Annotated in this window: 1 protein-coding gene and 1 pseudogene; both read left to right on the top strand. The window is 53.8% G+C overall.

Annotation, left to right across the window (positions count from 1 at the left end):
- The coding region (locus A3761_RS23495) for a Tn3 family transposase (RefSeq protein ID WP_156492067.1) at window positions 1–227 on the top strand (227 nt) is incomplete at its 5' end.
- Window positions 228–303: 76 nt separating this feature from the next.
- A pseudogene (locus tag A3761_RS23490) lies at window positions 304–1,522 on the top strand (IS91 family transposase); the annotation flags it as partial.

Here is a 1,522-nt window from a genome sequence, read left to right as displayed (position 1 = left end):
CTAATGCCATCATCTACTTCAACTCGAAAGTACTCAGTAACCTGCTGGACAGNTTCGAGGAACAGCGCAATGACAGATACCAGGAAACAGTCAAGCGGGNCTCACCGGTAGCTTGGGAGAACATCAACTTCCGGGGTACATACACGTTCGCGCCGACGGGCGAACTGCCAAAACTGGAGGACTTAATGGCACCGATTGAGGGCTATCGACCTAGAAATGAAAGTTGATACCCCTCTACAAGCCACGGCAGACGGGGGCTTCAGAGGTTTTTGCAATATATGGAGGCAAAATCCCTAGGACCCCGTTCAGAGAGAATTCGAGGATTTTCTCCAATGTGGTCGGCTAGAGTATGGCTTTTTGCGTGTGCGCTGTGAAGACTGTCATCACGAGCGTTTGGTCGCTTTCAGCTGCAAACGGCGTGGTTTCTGCCCCAGCTGCGGTGCCCGCCGGATGGTGGAGAGTGCCGCACTTTTGGTGGATGAAGTATTTCCCGCAGAGCCTATTCGCCAATGGGTGCTGAGTTTTCCTTTCCAGTTGCGCTTTTTGCTGGCCCGTTACCCGGAGCTGATGGGCAAGGTCTTGAGCATCGTTTACCGTATACTCTCAACCCATCTGATTAAGAAAGCGGGTTTTACCAAGGCTACGGCACAAAGTGGATCGGTAACGCTCATCCAACGCTTTGGCTCCGCGCTGAATCTGAATGTACACTACCACATGCTGTTTCTCGACGGGATTTACACCGAAGACGGCCATGGTAAACAGCGCTTCCATCGGGTCAAAGCGCCGACCCACGATGAGCTGAATACCCTCGTTCACACCCTTAGCCACCGCATAGCTCGCTGCCTGGAAAAGCAAGGGCTACTCGAGCGAGATGTCGAAAATACCTGGTTGACATTGGAAGAGGGCGAGGAGGATACGCTCACCCAATTACACGGCCATTCGGTCACTTACCGCATTGCCACCGGCCCCCAGCAGGGGCGCAAGGTCTTTACTCTGCAAACTTTACCGGGGCGAGAAGATAAGGCTGATGCTAGCAGCCGAGTAGCCAACCACGCAGGGTTCTCCTTGCACGCTGGCGTGATGGCCGAAGCGCATCAGCGAGATAAGCTTGAGCGCCTGTGTCGCTATATCAGTCGGCCAGCGATCTCGGAAAAGCGTCTGGCATTGACCGCCAATGGACAAATCCGCTACGAGCTCAAAACCCCTTACCGCAATGGCACTACGCATGTGATCTTCGAACCACTGGATTTCATTGCCAAGCTAGCGGCTTTGGTACCCAAGCCTAGGGTCAACCTTACTCGATTCCACGGGCTTTTTGCACCGAACAGCAAACACCGCGTTCAAGTAACACCCGCTAAGCGGGGCAAAAAGCCCGATCAATCGGAAGGTCTCGATACTGACTGGTGTGACAAGAGCCCTGCAGAGCGCCACCGCGCTATGACCTGGATGCAACGACTCAAGCGTGTTTTTACCATCGACATCGAGGTCTGTGAACACTGCGGTGGCCAAGTCAAAGTGATTG

It is taken from the genome of Oleiphilus sp. HI0123 (assembly GCF_001635315.1).
Note: the sequence above shows the minus strand (reverse complement) of the source record. Positions and strands in the feature narration are given on the sequence as shown.